At 69.6% G+C, this 16,191-nt stretch carries 18 protein-coding genes; 9 read left to right on the forward strand and 9 right to left on the reverse strand.

What is annotated here, in order from left to right; translation table 11 throughout:
* Positions 1-22: 22 nt before the first annotated feature.
* Entirely contained in the window at positions 23-367 is a 345-nt protein-coding gene (locus FHT26_RS22875) for a hypothetical protein (RefSeq protein WP_168562400.1), read from the reverse strand.
* Between the two features lie 28 nt (positions 368-395).
* On the opposite strand from FHT26_RS22875, the gene FHT26_RS22880 reads away from it, so the two are divergent.
* The 3 genes from FHT26_RS22880 to FHT26_RS22890 all read left to right on the forward strand — a co-directional run bounded on the left by FHT26_RS22880 (position 396) and on the right by FHT26_RS22890 (position 1,321).
* Complete coding sequence (locus tag FHT26_RS22880) at positions 396-614, forward strand: hypothetical protein (protein WP_168562401.1); 219 nt, start codon at positions 396-398, stop codon at positions 612-614.
* Between the two features lie 96 nt (positions 615-710).
* Positions 711-1,001, forward strand: coding sequence for a hypothetical protein (locus FHT26_RS22885; RefSeq protein ID WP_168562402.1), 291 nt, complete (start codon positions 711-713; stop codon positions 999-1,001).
* A gap of 26 nt (positions 1,002-1,027) precedes the next feature.
* Positions 1,028-1,321 (forward strand): hypothetical protein, encoded by a 294-nt coding sequence (locus FHT26_RS22890; protein WP_168562403.1) that lies wholly within the window; start codon positions 1,028-1,030, stop codon positions 1,319-1,321.
* A gap of 128 nt (positions 1,322-1,449) precedes the next feature.
* Here FHT26_RS22890 and FHT26_RS22895 read toward each other — a convergent pair whose 3' ends face one another.
* From FHT26_RS22895 to FHT26_RS22910, 4 genes are all read right to left on the reverse strand, one after another.
* Complete coding sequence (locus tag FHT26_RS22895) at positions 1,450-2,238, reverse strand: hypothetical protein (protein WP_168562404.1); 789 nt, start codon at positions 2,236-2,238, stop codon at positions 1,450-1,452.
* Positions 2,239-2,262: 24 nt separating this feature from the next.
* Positions 2,263-2,661 (reverse strand): SHOCT domain-containing protein, encoded by a 399-nt coding sequence (locus FHT26_RS22900; RefSeq protein ID WP_210427544.1) that lies wholly within the window; start codon positions 2,659-2,661, stop codon positions 2,263-2,265.
* A 276-nt stretch (positions 2,662-2,937) separates the two neighbouring features.
* On the reverse strand, positions 2,938-4,428 hold the full coding sequence (locus FHT26_RS22905; RefSeq protein ID WP_168562405.1) for an ATP-binding protein: 1,491 nt from the start codon (positions 4,426-4,428) through the stop codon (positions 2,938-2,940).
* The gene (locus tag FHT26_RS22910) at positions 4,425-5,105 is read right to left on the reverse strand and encodes a response regulator (protein WP_073467003.1); all 681 of its coding nucleotides are present in this window, start codon (positions 5,103-5,105) and stop codon (positions 4,425-4,427) included. Before FHT26_RS22910 ends, FHT26_RS22905 begins: the two co-directional genes overlap by 4 nt.
* A gap of 187 nt (positions 5,106-5,292) precedes the next feature.
* Here FHT26_RS22910 and FHT26_RS22915 point away from each other — a divergent pair, with 187 nt between their 5' ends.
* Both FHT26_RS22915 and FHT26_RS22920 read left to right on the forward strand, forming a co-directional pair.
* Positions 5,293-6,150 (forward strand): MipA/OmpV family protein, encoded by an 858-nt coding sequence (locus FHT26_RS22915; protein ID WP_168562406.1) that lies wholly within the window; start codon positions 5,293-5,295, stop codon positions 6,148-6,150.
* A gap of 115 nt (positions 6,151-6,265) precedes the next feature.
* Complete coding sequence (locus FHT26_RS22920; protein WP_349238208.1) at positions 6,266-6,709, forward strand: DUF2000 domain-containing protein; 444 nt, start codon at positions 6,266-6,268, stop codon at positions 6,707-6,709.
* A gap of 1 nt (position 6,710) precedes the next feature.
* Here the strand turns inward: FHT26_RS22920 and FHT26_RS22925 are convergent, their stop codons facing one another.
* Entirely contained in the window at positions 6,711-7,529 is an 819-nt protein-coding gene (locus tag FHT26_RS22925) for a helix-turn-helix transcriptional regulator (RefSeq protein WP_168562408.1), read from the reverse strand.
* 135 nt (positions 7,530-7,664) lie between these two features.
* Here FHT26_RS22925 and FHT26_RS22930 point away from each other — a divergent pair, with 135 nt between their 5' ends.
* Positions 7,665-9,179, forward strand: a complete 1,515-nt coding sequence (locus FHT26_RS22930) for a methyl-accepting chemotaxis protein (RefSeq protein WP_246868065.1) — start codon at positions 7,665-7,667, stop codon at positions 9,177-9,179.
* Between the two features lie 86 nt (positions 9,180-9,265).
* Positions 9,266-11,869 carry a serine/threonine-protein kinase gene (locus tag FHT26_RS22935; protein WP_168562410.1) on the forward strand — a complete coding sequence of 868 codons (2,604 nt, stop codon included), beginning with the start codon at positions 9,266-9,268 and terminating at the stop codon, positions 11,867-11,869.
* 12 nt (positions 11,870-11,881) lie between these two features.
* On the opposite strand, the gene FHT26_RS22940 is transcribed toward FHT26_RS22935, so the two are convergent.
* Positions 11,882-12,481 carry a M15 family metallopeptidase gene (locus FHT26_RS22940; RefSeq protein ID WP_168562411.1) on the reverse strand — a complete coding sequence of 200 codons (600 nt, stop codon included), beginning with the start codon at positions 12,479-12,481 and terminating at the stop codon, positions 11,882-11,884.
* A 2-nt stretch (positions 12,482-12,483) separates the two neighbouring features.
* Positions 12,484-12,960 carry an MgtC/SapB family protein gene (locus tag FHT26_RS22945; RefSeq protein ID WP_168562412.1) on the reverse strand — a complete coding sequence of 159 codons (477 nt, stop codon included), beginning with the start codon at positions 12,958-12,960 and terminating at the stop codon, positions 12,484-12,486.
* Positions 12,961-13,142: 182 nt separating this feature from the next.
* Here FHT26_RS22945 and FHT26_RS22950 point away from each other — a divergent pair, with 182 nt between their 5' ends.
* Complete coding sequence (locus tag FHT26_RS22950) at positions 13,143-14,327, forward strand: hypothetical protein (RefSeq protein ID WP_168562413.1); 1,185 nt, start codon at positions 13,143-13,145, stop codon at positions 14,325-14,327.
* Entirely contained in the window at positions 14,324-15,601 is a 1,278-nt protein-coding gene (locus FHT26_RS22955; RefSeq protein WP_168562414.1) for an HAF repeat-containing PEP-CTERM protein, read from the forward strand. Before FHT26_RS22950 ends, FHT26_RS22955 begins: the two co-directional genes overlap by 4 nt.
* On the opposite strand, the gene FHT26_RS22960 is transcribed toward FHT26_RS22955, so the two are convergent.
* On the reverse strand, positions 15,522-16,160 hold the full coding sequence (locus FHT26_RS22960; protein WP_168562415.1) for a LysE/ArgO family amino acid transporter: 639 nt from the start codon (positions 16,158-16,160) through the stop codon (positions 15,522-15,524). The two genes, FHT26_RS22955 and FHT26_RS22960, sit on opposite strands and share 80 nt — an antisense overlap.
* Positions 16,161-16,191: the final 31 nt, after the last annotated feature.

Genomic DNA, 16,191 nt, shown 5'->3' on the forward strand with positions numbered 1-16,191 from the left:
TTGGCGGAGGTGGCAGCTTGAGCTACCTCGCCAGCCTATCTATCGTCTCGAGCAGCTTCATGTACGGCCAGGCCGTCGCGACCAGCGCTGCCACCGCGGTGAAACCACCCAGCATTGCCCATCGCGCTGACACCTCGGCAGCGCGCGCGGAGATCTCCGCGGCAATCGTTTGTCGGCGCATGAACTCGTGGCTCTCATCCTCCCGTGCGAGGTTCCCGGCTTCCTGCTGGCCCTGGAGCCATTCGTGCCCGATCCGGCGGTTCTCCGGGTGCGTGCGCATCGGTGATGCGATCAGGTCGCGCAGTTCGTCGACGCTGTGCTCCGCGACCCATTTATCAACGTCCGCGAAGGTCTGGAAGTTCGCCATCTGTTCTCCCCGAGGGAAAGGTCGAAGTATGGCCGCTCGATCGAAAGGGAAAGCCGACCTGCGCTTTGCCCGCCCGCTGGCCAGCCAGATGAACGCCGGCAACGTGGACATGGTCAAAGCCGCGTGGAACGACGAGTTCACCAACGAGTTAAAGATGTTCCCGAACGGGCGCTACGACGACCAGGTCGACGGCGCCTCGCGCGCGTTCAATGGGCTGCTGCAGCCTGCGGCCGGGATCTTCGCTTGAGGCAGCGTAGGTAAGCTGCGTATCACACGATGCAGGAGTACGCTTTGTGGCTCGCAAGGGAGCGCATGTCGTGCTTCGGCGATCTTGGAGGGGTAGATGAAATACTTCGTGGATTTTCAGCATCACCATGCCGGCTCACCGAGGCCATCAGATGACGGGCCGGCGGCACCGATCGAATTCGACCCAAGCGAGGCATCAGCAATTGTCCCCAATGTTGGTGATTATGTGCAATTGCTTGCCCTGGGGGGGAATGCCGCGCAGTTTTCAGGCAAGGTAAGTTCAAGATTGTTTCGATACTTTGTGAGCGAAGACGGTGTTCAATCCGTTCAGGTAAACGTCGTAGTCAAGGACACCGAGGATGACTGGGGACAACTGGTCAAGGAGTAGGGGATCGCCCTTCCTAGCACGGCCGAATGACCGGGCACCTCCTCGACCAGATCAACATCTTTGACTACGAGACGCGCAACGCCCGCGAGGAGTTCTTCCGCGGCTTCGGCGCGCTGGATGCGAAGCGGCCCAACGCCTGGAAGCAGTACGGCTACCCGGACACGGTCACCTTCGACCAGCTGCTGACGGCCTACCAGCGCGGCGGCCCGCGATCACGCGCGTCGCGATGTACCGAGTCGACGAGACTGACCGGCCGACCCGAGAGGTTCACCGCGGCCAATGGAGACCACTACACGCTGCCGACGGGCAGCGACACATGACGCAATGCGACCAGGTCAGATCTCCTGAGGACGCTCACCAAACTGGCCGCCATAAGGCCTCCGCGCCTGCATTGCCGCTCCGAGCGCTCGAGCGCGACACCTTGACTGAAGCTTGGCCGGCCGACCGACTACACCTCATGCACGCCGTCAATCACTTCTGAAAGGAACCGGCCGAGTGGTCTCATAGGACATGCGGCAATGGCCCTCGATGGTCGATGCCACGCGCTCTGGATGGCGTGCAACCAGTACTTCAATTCCCCGGCCTCGTTCCTTCGCAATCCGAGTATCGGGCCGCCGCTCATGCCGTCGATGTCCGACAGGCCCTCCGGGTGCCCGACATACCCGTACCAGCGTTCAGCTTCGGTTTCTTCGAGATCCGCCGGACGCTGATCGGCCCTGCGGACTGCAGCAACGACCGCAGTCAGGCGGCTGATGGGTTCATCCGGTTGCGCCAAGGTCGATGGGGCGCCGACCAGAAGGTATGCGAAGGCATCTCCCGGCTCGAAGTCCCACGCTTGCTCCGTGATCGCGCGAACACCATTCGCTTGAAGCTGACGTCTTGTGAAGTCGTCAATCAGAAGCAGACCGAAGTCGTTGGCCTCGTCCCTGAACGGGACCGAAGGCAGTGCCGCCTCCCAATCGAACGGAACTGGGTGATCGTGCTTCGCCTGCAAGCCGATACTGTCGATCAGGAAAGCACGGTCCAACTTCCAGCCACTCGTTTCATTCTGACGGACGTCGCGAATGCAGTGCCCCGCAGTGACGAGCAGCCATTGCTGCTGAACCGACAGCACGAAGGACGTGATGATGCGGTGCTTGGTCTCTTGCTCGTTGCGAAATCTCAGCTGGATGGGAACGACATGCTGGAAGAACAGCCCGACGACATGATTGGTCTCCGTCTTCTGCGAATCGTTCATGGGTGGCCATCGAGCTTCGGGTGATCAATTTGAAGCCTTGGCCAGCGCGGCTCGCTTCTGGTGCTGGAACTCCTCATCGGTGAGCACGCCGCGATCACGCAGGCTGGCCAGCTTCTCGAGTTCGTCCGCAACGGAAACAGGCGGCGCCGCGCTCGCGGGGGCCGCCACAGGCGGTGCCACGGACTTCGCGATGGCATTGATCGACGCGACCTGGCGCTCGTGCTCCCGCTGGCGATCAAACGCCGCCTGAGCAGCGTCCTGAGCGACCTGCTTGAGGTTCTTGGTCACGAGCACCGCGATCAGGCCGATCAGTGGCGAAAGGACGAACGAGAGGAGGAAGAAGCCGAACCCGCTACGCCCGCGCGAATCGGCGAGCAGTCCGACGCCGACGCTCAGCACCAGCCACCCAATGACGACTTCCATGCACCCTCCCCGGCCTCGGCGGGCCCGCTGTGATTCGACCGACTGGGCGGCGAACCTGCCCACGGCGATGGTCGAGATCATTACTCGCGCCAGCGCGCGCGTCAAAGCCGACATCGAGCGGGCACCTCGGTGTTTGCCCGCGGACGCGTGTGGCGAACGGCACACAGGAGGAAATATTTCTCGAGCATCCGATCGACCTGATCGAGGCCGAGTGATGCGTGCGCCCGGCGCCGCGCGAGGACTTCCGCCTCGGGGGTATGAACAGGGGTAGAGGAACTATGCTCCGTCGCGGAAATTAAGCATTGGCGCGGCTTTCAAGCCGTCGTGTGGACGCCGCTCTCCCGCCATATTCCAGCGCACCGTCACGCGCAGGCCGCGAGCTTCGGGACCTCCAGGGCCTCCGCTGCCTCCGGCACCTCCGGCACCTCCGGCACCATCAGCCAGTTCAACCGTCGCCCCATGGCGATCGGCCACCGACTTCACGATGGCCAACCCCAGCCCACTGCCCGGCTGCGCCTGGTCGGGCACTCGGAAGAAGCGATCGAACACCCGCTCGCGCCAATCCGCCGCGATGCCCGGACCGGCATCCTCGACCACCAGCGACGCATCGGCCCCCACCCGCACCGACACCGTCGACCCGGCCGGCGCGTACTTGATCGCGTTCTCGACCAGGTTGTCGACCAGCGACGTCAGCCCCTCGCGCTCGGCCTCGATCTCGCAGCGCTCGGCGCACGCGAGCTCCAGTTCGACACCACGCTTCATCGCCAGCCCCGACAGCGCCGCCAGCCGGTCCTGCACCAGCCCGTCGAGCGACAGCCGCACGACCTGGGTGCGCCCGCTGTCGCTGCGCATCAGCCCCAGCAGCTGCGCCACCAGGCGGCTCGCCCGCTCGCCGCTGCGCACCAGCCCGTCGAGCAGCTCGGCATCGCGCGCGTCGCCACGGTGCGCCTGCAGCGCCTCGATGTTGATGCGCATCGCGGCCAGCGGCGTGCGCAGCTCGTGCGCAGCGTCGGCGATGAAGCTGCGCTCGCGCGCCAGGCTCGCCGCCACGCGCGCGAGCAGCGTGTTCACCGCGTCGGCCACCGGCCGCAGCTCGCGGTAGGCGCTGCCGAAGCGCAGCGGCGCCAGGTCGCCGGGGCTGCGCGTCTCGATCTCCTGCGAGAAGCGGCGCCATGGCCGCAACGCCAGCCGCACCGACCACCAGGCCGGCAGCACCAGGAATGGCAGGCTGATCAGCAGCGGCAGGATCAGGATGCCGCGCTCGCCGAGCGCGAACAGGATCGACACCGCGTGGCCCGAACGGATCAGCGTGACGCGCGCCGCGGACCGTGCCGACGGCTGCGTGTAGGTGCGCCACGGCAGGCCGTCGATGACCAGCTTCTCGAGCCGGCGCTGCTGCGTCGCCGGCACCACGCCGGGCGAACCGGGCGAGGCATAGAGCAGCCGGTCGCCGAGCCAGACGTTCATCGACATGCGCAGCGCCAGGTCGTCCTGTTCATGGTTCTCGCGGCGCTGGAACACGTCGAGCTTGCGCAGCACCTCCTGCAGCTGCTCGGGCCGGTCGGCCAGGCTGTCGACCAGCGCGAGGATCATGTCGGCCCGCGGGCCCATGTGGCCGGGCTCGAAGATCTCGTCGTAGCGCGCGGTGTCCCAGACGAAATAGGCCATCGCCGCCGACCACAGCAGCAGCACCGTCAGCATCTGGGCCAGCACCAGGCGGCCGACCAGCGAGCCGCGCAGCCGCCGCCACAGCGCAGCGGCCGTCATGCCCCGCCCCTGGCCGGCGCAGTGCGGTCGATCACGTAGCCGACGCCGCGCACCGTGCGGATGTAGCCCGGCCCGATCTTGCGGCGCAGGTTGGACATGTGCACGTCGAGCACGTTGCTCTCGTTGTCGAGCCCGCCGGGCAGCACCTGCTCTTCGAGCACGCGGCGCGTCAGCACGCGGTCGGCGCGCTTCATCAGCAGGCACAGCAGCTCGAACTCGCTGCGCGACAGCTCGACCGCCCGCTCGTCGACCGTCACGCGCATCGTCGCCTCGTGCAGCGCAAGCTGGCGGATCTCGATCGTGTCGTTGACCAGGCCGAAGCTGCGCCGCGCCAGCGCCCGCACGCGCGACAGCAGCTCGGCCAGCGCGAACGGCTTCACCAGGTAGTCGTCGGCGCCGCTGTCGAGCCCGGCCAGGCGGTCTTCGAGCGCATCGCGCGCCGTCAGGATCAGCACCGGCATCGGCAGGCGCTCGCGGCGCAGGCGCGCCAGCAGCGCCAGGCCGTCGCCGTCGGGCAGGCCCAGGTCAAGCAGCACCAGGTCGCAGGCCTGGGTGTCGATCGCGTGCAGCGCATCGCCCAGCCGGCGCACCCAGGTGACCTGCAGGCCCTGGTCTTCGAGCGCGATGCGCACGCCGTTCCCCAGTTCGAGGTCGTCTTCGATCAGCAGGATCTTCATGGCATGGCTCATGGACACCGATTGGAGACGCCGAACCTGAAGGTTCGGTGAAGCCGCGCCGGGGTCGCGGCGCGCGCCTTCATCGAACCTTCATCAACGGTTCAGGTTCGCTTCAGGCGGGGTTCCGACACTGCCGTCCATCCCAACGTTTTTCCCCTGATCCCGAAGCAACCGAGCGAGACTTCCGATGTTCACCGATTCCAACGCCTTCCGAAAGACCTGCATGACGCTGCGCCAACGCCTCTTCCACCCGATGATCCCGACCCTGCTGACCGGCGCGCTGGCGCTGCTGAGCGCCACGCTCGCCGTGGCGGAAGAACCGGCCGCACCCGCCGACGACGACTGGCAGTTCACCGCCGGCCTCGGCGTCGGCAGCATTCCGAAGTACCCCGGCAGCGCCGAGCACAAGCTGCGCGCGTTCCCGGTGCTGGCCGCCAGCCACGGCCGCTATTTCATCGGCGGCGTGCCCGGCGCCGGCGTGCCGGCCGGCATCGGCGCGTTCATCATCACCGACCCGCACTGGCGCGTCGGCCTGGGCATCGGCGGCGACCTCGAGAAGCCGCGCAAGGAATCCGATGCCGACCGCCTGCGCGGACTGGGCGACATCGACGGCACCGCGCTCGGCGCGGTGTTCGCGAGCTACTCCGACGGCTGGTTCACCGCCCGCGGCAACGTGGTCGGGGACATCGGCGGCAAGCACCAGGGCGGGCGGCTGTCGTTCGACCTCGAAGGCAAGTACAGCCCGGCGCCGGGCCTGATGCTGTCGGCCGGCCCGGGGGTGACCTGGGCCAGCCGCAGCGCAATGCAGACCTGCTTCGGCATCGACGGGCAGCAGGCAGCGCGGTCGGGCCGCGCGGTGTACACGCCGCGCTCCGGCATCGAATCGGTGGGCTTCACCGTCGGGGCCGACTTCCAGATCGACAAGCAGTGGGGCATCGGCACCCGCGTGTCGACGCGCCGCCTGCAACGCGACGCGGCCGACAGCCCGATCACCGAGAAGAAGTCGCAGAACAGCGCCGTGGTGTTCACCGCCTACCGGTTCTGACCGGGCACCAGCCCTCCGACGATCCGTCGCGGCACCTCCAGCTGCAATGGCGTTCAAGACGAGGCCGCGTCCTCGTGGAAGCATCGCCGCTTTCATCGCAGTTGCAGGAGAAAACGTGTCGGAAGCGAATTCGTCTCGAGAAGCGGTGCCGCTGGTGGCGCCGCGTTGCGTGATCGTGGTCGACCAGGCGCTGCCGGTCGGGCGGGCGGCCAACGCCGCGGCCGTGCTGGCGTTGACGGTCGGCCAGCGACACCCCGGCCTGGTCGGTGCCCCGCTGGTGGATGCGAGCGGCGGCGTGCACCCCGGTTTGATTCCTTACGGCATCGCGGTGCTGGCCGCCGAAGCGGATGGGCTGGCCGCGCTGCGGGAACGCGCGCTGGCCGCCGGTTGCGATGTGGTGGACTTCGCGGTGCAAGGCCAGCAGACCACCGACTACCAGGCGTTTCGCGACGCCGTGGCGCTGCTGCCCACCTCGGCACTGGGCTATGTCGGGCTGGCGCTGGTCGGCGAGAAGAAGCCGGTCGGCAAGCTGGTCGCCAACCTCGGGCTGCTGAAGTAGCTCAGGCCGCCACGGCCAGCCGGTACTGTCCGGGCGTGATGCCCATGAAGCGGCGGAACCAGCGCGTCAGGTGCGCCTGGTCGGCAAAGCCCGACAGCGCGCTCGCCTCGCTCAGCGAATGGCGGGTGCGGATCAACTGCATCGCCAGCCGCACCCTTGCCTGCCGCTGGTAACCATGAGGCGTCATGCCGACGGCACGCTCGAAAGCGCGAAACAGCTGGAACGCCGGCAGGCCGGCCGCGCCGGCGATGTCGTCGAGGCTGACGTGGTCCCCCAGGTTCTGGTCGAGGTAGTCGCGGGCCCGGCCGATGGCCGCCTGCTCGCGGCCGACCGGCTCCGGCGTGCCGGCATGGACCAGGTGGCGCTGCACCAGCCGCGACGCGAATTCGAGATAGGCCTCGTCGCGCAGCAGGGCCGGGCCCCGATCCTGCGAGCACCGGTGCATCGCGTACAGCCGCTGCGCCATCTCGGCGTCGCGCACGATCGGGCCGGCCACGCGCAGCGGGTGCGCATGATGCGCATCGCCCGCCAGCCGGCGCAGGTGCTGCAGGTCGACGTACAGCGTGCGCTGGCGCCAGCCCCCGGCATCGACCGGCCAGCCGGCATGCGGCTCGTCGGCATCGATGGCGTAGAGGTCGCCGGCCCGGGCGACGAACTCGCCGCCCCGCATGCGGATGCGGATCGCGCCTTCGGTGAGCAGCGCGAAGCACGCGGTCTCGTGCGTGTGCACGTCGTAGCTGAAGTCGACGAAGCGGCCGCGCAGCAGCTCGGCCTGCAGCTCGGGGGCGTGCCAGAGGGTGATGTCGGGGGCGTCGGGCATGGGGGTCGATTCTGGCTCGAAGCGTCGGGACGTCTTGTCGGATACAGCACGTGCGCCTCAAGTGGCAGGCCGTTCGGTCGACAACCCGAACAGCCCACAGCCCTCCACCCTGGCACCACCATGCGCTCACTGCGATTGACCCTGGTCCTCCTGATCGGCTCTGGCATTGCCGCGGCCAGCGTGCTGATGGCGGTGTCGCTGTGGGGCGCCGGCACGGCCGCCGGCGCGGCCCAGCGCACCTTCGTCGCGAAGGACGTCACCGCCGACATCCTGCCGCCGCCGATGTACCTGATCGAGCTGCGGCTGGTGCTGTCGCAGGCGGTCGAAGGCAGCATCGCCCCTGACAAGGCACAGGCCGAAGCGGCACGCCTCGAGAAGGAATACCAGGAGCGCGTCACCTACTGGCGCGCCCACCCGCCGTATGGCCTCGAGGCGCAGTTGCTGGGCCCGCAGCACGAGGCGGCGGAGCGCTTCATCGCGGCCTCGCGCGGGGTGCTGAAGGCCGCATCCACCGGCGACACCCCGGCGGCGCAGGTCGCCCTGAAATCGGCCGACGCGCTGTACCTGCAGCACCGCGCCGGGGTCGACGCCACCGTCAAGGCGTCGACCGCCTTTGCCGACGCGGCCTCGGCCACCTTCGACGCGACGCTCACCCGCGTGGCCTGGGCGCAATGGAGCGTCTTCGTCGCGGCGGCCGTGCTGCTGCTCGGCTTCGGCCGCTACGCGTGGACGTCGGTCTGGGCCCAGGTCGGCGGCGAACCGGCCGACGTGGCGGCGGTGGCCAATGCGGTGGCCGCCGGCGACCTGCGCCAGCGCGTGCCGCGGGTGGCCGGCGACGACGACAGCATCATGGCCGCGATGGCGGCGATGTGCGAACGGCTGACGCAGGTGGTGGCCACCGTGCGGGCCAGCAGCGATTCGATCGCGACCGGCTCGCAGCAGATCGCGCGCGGCAACGCCGACCTGAGCCAGCGCACCGAGCTGCAGGCCGGCAACCTGCAGCAGACCGCCGCGTCGATGGAGCAACTGACCGGTGCGCTGAAGGCCAGCGCCGATGCGGCCCGCGGCGCGGCGCTGCTGGCGGCCGAGGCCGGTGCGGCCGCCAGCCAGGGCGGCGCGGCCGTGCAGCAGGTGGTGCACACGATGGACAGCATCGCCGAGGGCTCGCAGAAGATCGGCCAGATCGTCTCGGTGATCGATGGCATCGCGTTCCAGACCAACATCCTCGCGCTGAATGCCGCGGTGGAAGCCGCGCGCGCCGGCGAACAGGGCCGCGGCTTCGCGGTGGTCGCCAGCGAGGTGCGTGCGCTGGCGCAGCGCAGCGCCGAGGCCGCGCGGGAGATCAAGGCGTTGATCGGCGCCAGCGTCGAGCGGGTGCAAGCGGGTGCCGAGCTGGTGAACAGCGCCGGCCGCCACATGGGCGGCATGGTCGAGCAGGTGCAGCGCGTGGCGGGCCTGATCGCCGAGATGGGCCAGGCCAGCCAACAGCAGACGGCCGGCCTCGACCAGCTGAACGCGACGGTGGCCGGGCTGGACGAAGCCACGCAGCGCAATGCCGCGCTGGTCGAGCAGTCGGCCGCCGCTGCCGACAGCCTGCATGTGCAGGCGCACCAGCTGGTGGCAGCGGTCGGCATCTTCCGGCTGGCCTGAGCCGTCACAAAGCCACTACAACTTCGCCCGCGCGCCGCAGGTAAGCTCGCTCTCCCCGCCCCCCACCGGGCGGACAGGGAGCCTCGATGGAACCAACTGCACGCAGCGGCGACGACCGCGCGGCCGGGACCGGCAACACCGCTTGCGATCCCGCGCCCGACCAGCCCATGACCCTCGACCGCGAACGCTGGCAGCGCCTGAAGGAGCTGCTGGCCGATACGCTCGAACGCCCCCCGCGCGAGCGCAGGCACTTCATCGCGCAGGCCTGCCCCGACGACGCCGCACTGCGCGCGGAGCTCGAATCGTTGGTCGCCGCGGCCGAAGGCACCGGCCCGCTCGACCAATCTCCCGCGGCCGGGCTGCTCGATGCGCTGTCGGCCGAAGCCGCCGCGGCGCCGCACGACGCCAGCGGCCAGCGCCTGGGCGACTACCGCCTGATCGCGTTGATCGCCCGCGGCGGCATGGGCGAGGTCTACCGGGCCGAGCGCGCCGACGGCCAGTACGAGCAGCAGGTCGCGGTGAAGATCGTGCGCGAAGGCGCCGACACCCGCTTCCTGCTCGACCGCTTCCATGCCGAACGGCGCATCCTCGCGACGCTCGACCATCCGAACCTCGCGAAGCTGCTCGACGCCGGCGTGTCGCCCGAAGGCGCGCACTACGTCGTGATGGACCTGGTCGACGGCGGCCTGCCGATCGACGCTTACTGCACCGAGCACGCGCTGCCGCTGGCCGACCGGCTGCGCCTGTTCCGAAGCCTCTGCCAGGTGGTCGACTATGCGCACCGCCAGGGCGTGGTGCACCGCGACCTGAAGCCCGGCAACATCCTGGTCGGGCGCGACGGCGTCGTGAAGCTGGTCGACTTCGGCATCGCGAAGCGCCTGGACCCCGCCGGCGACCGCACCGCGACCGCGATGCGCGCGCTGACGCCGCAATACGCCAGCCCCGAGCAGGTGCGCGGCGAGCCGGTCACCGCGGCCAGCGACATCTACTCGCTGGGCGTGGTGCTGTACCGCCTGCTGACGCAGGCGAGCCCCTACGGCCGCGCGACCGACGACAACTACGCGCTGACGCGTGCCATCTGCGACACCGAGCCGCCGCCACCGAGCCGGGCGCTCGACGACGCGCCGCGCACCCGGCGGCGCCAGCTCGAAGGCGACCTCGATGCGGTGGTGCTGATGGCGCTGCGCAAGGACCCGCGGCGCCGCTATGCGTCGGCCGAAGCGATGGCCGACGACGTGTTCCGCCACCTCGAAGGCCTGCCGGTGCAGGCGCGCCGCGGCGCGTGGAGCTACCGCGCCGGCCGCTTCGTGCTGCGCCACCGCGCCGCGGTGGGCGCGGTGATGCTGGCCAACCTGGCGCTGGTGGCCGGCATCGCGTTCGCCGGCTACCAGGCCTACGAGGCGCATCGCCAGCGCGAGCGCGCCGAGCGGCATTTCGCGAACGTGCGCAAGCTGGCGAGCTCGATGATGATCCCGATGCACGACGCGATCCGGGTGCTGCCGGGCTCGACGGCGGCGCGCAAGCTGCTGGTCGAGAACGGCCTCGCGTACCTCGAAGGCATCGCGCCCGAGGCGCAGAACGAACCGGCGCTGCAGGTCGAGCTGGCGAACGGCTACCGCAACATCGGCGACATCCAGGGCCGGCCCGGGGTGGCGAGCCTCGGCGATCCGCAGGGCGCGATCAGGAGCTACCGCCGCGCCATCGAGCTGCTGGCGCCGGTGCTGGCCGGGCCGCCACCGCATGACGCGGTATACCGCGACGCGCAACAGGAAGCGGCGGTCGCGCACCAGCGCGAAGGCGCGGTGCTCGGCTTCATCGGCAAGTTCCCCGAGGCCCTGCGCACGCTGCACGCCGGCATTGCGGTGGCCGACAACCTGGCGGCCACCGACCCGTCGAACCGCACCTGGCGGCTGCTGCGCGCCACGCTGTACGGGCAGCTGAGCCAGGTGCAGATGTTCTCGGGCGACATCGACACCTACCTGAAGACCTCGGACGAAGCCGCCGCGCAGCTGGAGGCGCTGGTCGCGCAGGACCCGGCCGACAACGACGCCGGCCTCAACCTGGCTTCCAACTACTCGACGCGCGGCGAACAGCTGATCCAGCGCGACACCACCGTCGAGAGCGCGCAGCTTGCGCTGGCCGCCTTCCGCAAGAGCCTCGGGGTGCTGGAGCGGCTGGCGGCGAAGAGCCCGCAGAACTCCTCGCTCGCGCGGCATGTCGCGACCGACCTGGAGAACGTCGCATGGTGCCTGCGCCGCACCGGCCAGCCGCGCGAGGCGGTGGCGCAGGCGCGGCGCGCGCTCGACATGATGCGCGGGCTGAGCGCCCGCGACCCCGGCAACACGCAGTTCCAGGCCGACGTGGCGAGCATGCAGACCTCGCTCGGCGAGGCACTGCTGGCCGACCGCGACGCGCGCGCCGGCGTGCAGGTGCTGACCGACGCGGTGGCGTCGTTCGCCGCGTTGCCGGCTGGCCTGCGCGAGGACAACTACGTGCACCACCACCAGGGCCTCGCGCACCACCTGCTGGGCGTGGCGCTGCAGGCACGGCAGCAGCCGGGCGATGCCGGCGCGGCCTGCGCCCAGCAGCGGCTCGCGCTGCCGATCCTCGAAGAGATGGACAAGCAGGGCATTCCGCCCGGCGTCACCGGGCCGGGGCCGGTGCGCGACGCGTTGAAGGCGTGCGGATAGCGGGCTCGGCCGTCAGTCCACCCGCATGAACTGCTGCCGCACGCGATGCCGGTCGAGCATCTCGAAGTGCCACCATTCGTTGTCGATGCCGTTGAAGCCGGCCGCGGTCAGCGCGTCGCGCAGCAGCCGGCGGTTGTCGACCTGCACCGGCGTCAGCGCGCCGCTCGCGAGGTGCGCCGCTTCGAGCACCGGATGCGACAGCGCCGTCATCTCGTCGAAGCCGCTGCCCATGTCGAGCTCGCGGCCCTGCGCGTCGAGCACGGTCGCGTCGAGCGCCATGCCGAACGAATGGATCGAGCCGCGCGCCGGGTCGGCAACGTACTGGCGCAGGCCGGTTCCGTCGAGGTGATCCCACAGCTCGATCTGCACGCGGTGCGGGCGCAGCGCGTCCAGCACCAGCAGCCGGTGCCCCGGCGCCACCGCGGCCAGCCGGGCCACGGCCTGCGCGAGCCCGTCGGCGGCCAACCGATGCAGCCAGCCGCAATCGAGCGTGCCGTACAGGTCGCGCCCGACGAAATTGCGCACGCTTGCGTAGCGCAGGTCCACCGCGACGCCTGCGATCGCGGACAGCCGGCGGAAATCGGGATGGGTGGCGATGGCTTCGCAGCGCATGGCTACTTCGGCTTCGAACCGCGATCGACGATGCGCGGCACCAGCATCAGCACGACCAGCGCGAGCAGCGTGCTCAGCAGCGCCGTCGACTCGCGGCCGAGCCCGCAGGCCACGCCGATGGCGGCGGTCATGAAGACGCCGGCCGCGGTCGTCAGGCCCAGCACCTGTTCTTCCGATCGCAGCTTCAGGATCGCGCCGGCCCCCAGGAACCCGACACCCGCGACCACGCCCTGGATCACCCGGCTCAGGTCGCCCACCTGCATGCCGCCCTGCTGCGGCACCAGCACGAACAGTGCCGCGCCCATCGCCACCAGCATGTGCGTGCGAACGCCGGCGGCCTTGCCCTGGCTCTGGCGTTCGTAGCCGAGCATGCCGCCCAGCAGCGCCGCGAGCGTCAGGCGCAGCAGCACGCGGGTGATCTGCTCCGGGTCTGCGAGGTCTGAAAACTCCGCGCGCAACGCCCGCATCACCTGGTCCATCGGCACTCCTTGTTCACGTCGACGGATGCTAATGCGCGCATGCCGACAAAGCCCGGGTAACGAGCCGAAACCGACGTAGGAGCGTACCTACGCCGAGTCGCGCCGATCCGCCTTGTTGGCACCGAGGCCGGCTCCTACAGTCATCTCAATCTCGCGCCGCTGCGAGTTCAAGGGGGAGAAGAATGAAGAAGTCGCTGCGCCTGCTGGCGTCGCTCGCGCTCGGATGCGGCATCGCCGCCGCCGTGCCCGCTCAAGCCACCGAATACACGCTGTTCGACCTCGGCTCGCTGACGCCCGGCCAGCAGATGTGGGCCACCGGCATCAACGACCTCGGCCAGGTCGTCGGCTATTCGTATGGCGACGGCCGCAACGGCGATTCGTCCAGCAACCTGTACAACGCCTTCGTGACCGGGGCGAACGGCACCGGCCTCACCGGCCTGGGCACGCTCGGCGGCAGCTGGAGCCGCGCGTTCGGGATCAACAACGCCGGCCAGGTGGTCGGCGATTCGCAGACGGCGTCGGGCGGCTTCCGCGCATTCATCGGCACCGCCGGCGGCCCGCTCAACGACATCGGCACGCTCGCCGGCAGCACCAGCAGCAGCGCCACCGCGATCAATGCCAGCGGCCAGGTCGTCGGTGTCGCGATCGACCCGATGGGCGGCGACCCGCGCGGCTTCGTTTCCGGCCCGAACGGCAGCAACCTGCAGGCCCTCGGTACCCTGAACGGCCAGCCCCTGTATGGCCACGACATCAACGACAGCGGCCAGGTCGCCGGCGGAGTGACCTACTCCTACCTCAACACCAGCTTCGTGACCGGCCCGAATGCCACCTCGCCCGGTGGCGTCTTCGCCGACACCAGCCGGGTCAACGCGATCAACAACCACGGACAGGTGGCCGGCACCTACGGGGCCGACCTCGTCTACGTCGATGCGTTCATCGGCACGCCCGGCGGAACCGAAACCCACCTCGACTTCCACGGCGTGGCGAACTACGAGTTCGGCCAGCTCGGCGGCTTCGGCCAATACGGTCCGATCTCGCAGAGCCAGGCGCTCGCGTTGAACGACAGCGGCCAGGTGGCCGGCACCTTCAACAACGGCCGCATCGCGGACTATTTCGCGTTCATCACCGCCGCCAACGGCCAGGGCGTCGTCAACCTCGACAGCCTGTTCACGCTCGGCGACGGCGACCATTTCGTCTACGCGACCGGCGTCAACAACGCCGGCCAGTTCATCGCGAACACCGCGCAGGGCCACGCCTACCTGATCTCGCCGATCCCCGAGCCGGTCACGCTCGCGCTGTGGACCGGCGGGCTGCTGCTGGTCGGATGGCGTGGCCGTCACGCCGCCACAACCCGGGAAACCCCATGAAGACTCCGAGCTTCCTCGCTTCGCTGGCGCTCGCCGCCGCATTCGCCTGCACCGCGAGCGCCCAGGCGCAGACCACGCAGTACCAGCTGTTCGACATCGGCCAGCTGAACACCGGCGACCTGATGTACGCGACCGGCATCAACAACAGCGGCCAGGTCAGCGGCTATGCGTACACCAACGGCTTCAACGGCTGGTCGTCGGTCGGCGACTATCGCGCCTTCAGCACCGGTGCCGACGGCAGCGGCGTGACCGCCCTCGGCACGCTCGGCGGCAGCTGGAGCAAGGCCTACGGCATCAACGACGCCGGCCAGGTGGTCGGCACCGCCCAGACGGCCGGCGGCAGCTTCCACGCGTTCCTGCGCGGCGGCACCGGTCCGATGCAGGACCTGGGCACGCTGGGTGCCGTCAACAGCGTCGCCACCGCGATCAATGCCAGCGGCCAGGTGATCGGCAGCACCGGCGGTGGCCCGTTCTCCAGCGACCCGGATTCGCTCGACCCGCAGCAAGGCTTCATCACCGATGCGAACGGCCAGGCGATGCGCTCGCTCGGCAGCCTGAACGGCCAGCCGCTGTTCGGCAACGGCCTCAATGACGCCGGCCGCGTGGTCGGCCACATCGGCTACAGCGAACTGAACCAGGCGGGCACCTTCGTGACCGGCGCGAACGGCAGCGCGCCGGTGGCCTTGAATGCCGCGGTGCACTACCAGGAAAGCTCGATCAACAACGCCGGCCAGATCGCCGGCACCTACATCGGGCCGCAGGACTACACCGGCCGCAACGCCTACATCGGCAACGACTCCGGCACCGTGAAGCCGCTCGATTTCACCGGCGTCCAGTGGTACACGCCGGGCAACGAAGGCGGAGAGGGCCAGTACGGGCCGTCCTCGTTCAGTTTCACCACGGGCATCAACGAGTACGGGCAGGTGGCCGGCTGGATCCAGAACATCCACTTCCGTCGCGACTTCGCGTTCATCACCGGCGCCAACGGCCAGGGCGTGATCGACGTCAACAGCCTGTTCACGCTGGCCGACGGCGACTGGTTTCGCAATGTCACCGGCATCAACGACCAAGGGCAGTTCGTCGTCAACAGCGGCTACGGGCACGTCTACCTGATCTCGCCGGTTCCGGAGCCGGCGACGCTCGCGCTGTGGGGCGTGGGCCTGCTGCTGGTCGGCGGCGCGGCGCGGCGCCGCATCAATGCAGCATCGGGGTCAGCAGGCCGACCCACTGCCACAGCGCGAAACCTGCGAGCAGCAGCGCCGATGCCCTGTTGATCGCACGCCGCCACGCGGGCCGGAAGCTGTGCCGCAACCGGCCCACCGCGACCGACAGCACCAGCCACCACAGCGCCGAGCCGGCGAACACGCCGGCCACCATCACCAGCGGCGAACCGCCGGCCACCTGCGCGCTCATCGCGCCGAAGATCGCGATGAAGGACACGATCGTCATCGGGTTCGACAGCGTCAGCGCGAACGTGGTGGCGAAGCAGGTCCACGCCGAAGGCACCGGTGCCGGCACCGCGCGGGCGTCGTCGCCGGCCGACTGGCGCCAGCCCGACCACGCGAGCCGCAGCAGCACCAGCCCGCCGAACACCGCGAGCCAGGTCTTGGCACCGACCAGCCACGCGATCAACGCGGTGGCTCCGAACGCACCGACCGCGCCGTAGACCGTGTCGGCGACCGCGGCGCCCATGCCGGTCGCGAGGCCGGCGCGCCAGCCGGCATCGAGCGTGCGCTGGATCGTCAGCAGCCCGATCGGGCCGACGGGGGCCGCGATCGACAGGCCGATCAATCCGGACTGGAAGAAGAGAAGCCAGGAGTTCGCGGGCGTCATGACACGCATTGTCAGGGAGGCGTGAGCGGGC

It is taken from the genome of Rhizobacter sp. SG703 (assembly GCF_012275445.1).
Taxonomy (GTDB): domain Bacteria; phylum Pseudomonadota; class Gammaproteobacteria; order Burkholderiales; family Burkholderiaceae_C; genus Rhizobacter.